Raw genomic sequence first — 2,056 nt, forward strand, 5'->3', positions numbered from 1 at the left:
GCGCCGGGGCGCTTCGTCAGTCCTCGGCCTCGGGGGCTTCGAGCACGAGGAACAGCCCCGCGTAGGGCCCGAGCTCGAGCGAGAAGCTCTGCAGCTCGTCCACACGGCCGACGACGTCGCCGGTCGCGGCGTCGACGGCGGTGCTCTGGGGAACCAACCACTCCGAGCGCACGGTTCCCTCGATGGTCTCGTTCGAGAAATTCAGCACCGTGATCTGCAGGGGGGCGTCGTCGGCGCGTCGATCCCCACCGTCGAGACGGTGCACCATGACGAGCATGCTGGGGTGGCCCACCTGCGGGATGTCGACCTGCGACGCCACGGCGATGCCGTGATCCCCGCGGATGCGCAGGACGTCGCGCAGCCCCGACAGGAACGAATCGGGGTCGTTCTGCTGATCGCCGAGCGAGCCGTAGAGCGACCGGGCCCGCGGCATCCCCGACACCGACGACGCCGCTTCGGGGGCGACGTCGAGCAGGTCGTGCGCGCCCCGCTCGATCCAGCGGGTGTCGCCCGACGAGATGAGGTGACGCACATCGTCGGCCGGGAGCGTGAGCGATCCGGTGAGGTCCCATCCCGAGAGGGCGAAGACGCCCGGCTGCCAGGAGTTGTACTTCGCCAGCAGCAGGTGCGCATCGCGGATCGCGGGCACGTCGTCTTCGCCGATGTCAGCCAGCGTCGCCTTGCCCTGGGTCGCGGCGATGAGGGATGCCGTCGTGCAGGCGATCCCGTTCTGCGTGAACACGAGGTTGTAGTCGGCCTCGACGGTGAGCTTCTCGGTCAGCTCCGCGCGCACCGTCTCGGCGATCTCGGCGCCGGTGCGCTCATCATGGCGGAAGGGGTACAGCGTGTCGCGGTGCGTCGTCGCCCAGTGCACGAGCTCGTAGGTGAGCTCGTCGTGGTTCTGCATGCCGTGGACGAGCTGCACGGGCTCGACCCCGGTCTCGAGCGCCGTCGTGAGGGCCAGGCGCAGGAACTCGGTGTTCGCGGTGGCCAGGGCGTGGTGGTAACCGGGACGGGTGACGAAGTCGTACGACAGGTCGGCGCCGACGGCTCCCGTGTCGCGGATGTCCTCCATCGTCAGGTTGAGCTCCTGGAAGGTGAACCCGCCGACCTTCCGCACCATGCCGGCGATGATGTGGTTCGCCGCGTGGGAGAGAGGGTGCCCCTCCGACCACGCGGGGAGTCCCTCGGCGCTCTTCTCGACGCCGAGGAAGCCATTGGCGTCGAGGCGCAGCGCGCTCGTCCCGAGGTCGCCGAGCGAGTGCAGGGCGTCGCCGATGACCAGGCGCATCCCCGCGAACGTGGGGTCGAGCCAGTTGATCGAGGGCTGACCCTCTTTGAAGTAGTGCAGGTAGACCCAGCGCCGCTCGAGACCGTCGGTACCGACCACCGGCGCGGTGGCGCTCCAGTTGGTCTCTTTCACCCCGGGCGTGTAGAAGATGACGCGCTGGAGTTCGCCGATGATGTAGCCGCGGGCGCTCATTTCGCGCTCGGTCTCGGCGTCGAGGTTGACGGAGTCGCGCCCGGCGGGCACCTCGGGCAGCAGCGCCCAGTCCTCGCGCGGGATCTCGACCATGTGGTAGATCCCGGGGTAGTCCTTGTACGCCATCTCGGCGAGGCGGAAGTCGGCCCCCTTGCCGGTGTGGCCCGGCACGATGTCGTCGATGACGCTCCCGCCGTGGGACTCGGCGACGTCCGCGACGCGACGGAACGCGTTCTCGTCACCGAACTCGGGGTCGATCTGCGTGCTGATGCGGTCGAAGTGCCCGTCGACGCTGGGCGTCTCTTGCCACCCCGTGATGCCGCCCGCCCGCTTGACGGGTCCGGTGTGGATGCCGTTGATCCCCACCCATTCGAACGCCTCCCACAGCGCCTCGTCTCCGAGCGCGTCGAGGAAGGACTCCCCCGGCCGCGTGATGAGCGAGATCGGGTAGGCGGTGAACCACACGTCCGTCGACTCGATCGCGCGTCGCGCGTCGGGGCGGGCGTACGGGTTGCGCCACATCGAGGGCTGGCCCGACAATTGGCGGCTGAGCACGTCGGCGTCCTTGAGCAT

The 2,056-nt window shown here is 69.2% G+C and carries 1 protein-coding gene; it reads right to left on the bottom strand.

The window, feature by feature from the left end:
• Positions 1-16 precede the first annotated feature (16 nt).
• Positions 17-2,056 (bottom strand): maltose alpha-D-glucosyltransferase (gene treS / locus DBR36_RS16965; RefSeq protein ID WP_258222965.1); only part of this gene is annotated, 2,040 nt, incomplete at its 5' end.

Source organism: Microbacterium sp. HMWF026, assembly GCF_003061325.1.
GTDB classification, from domain to species: domain Bacteria; phylum Actinomycetota; class Actinomycetes; order Actinomycetales; family Microbacteriaceae; genus Microbacterium; species Microbacterium testaceum_E.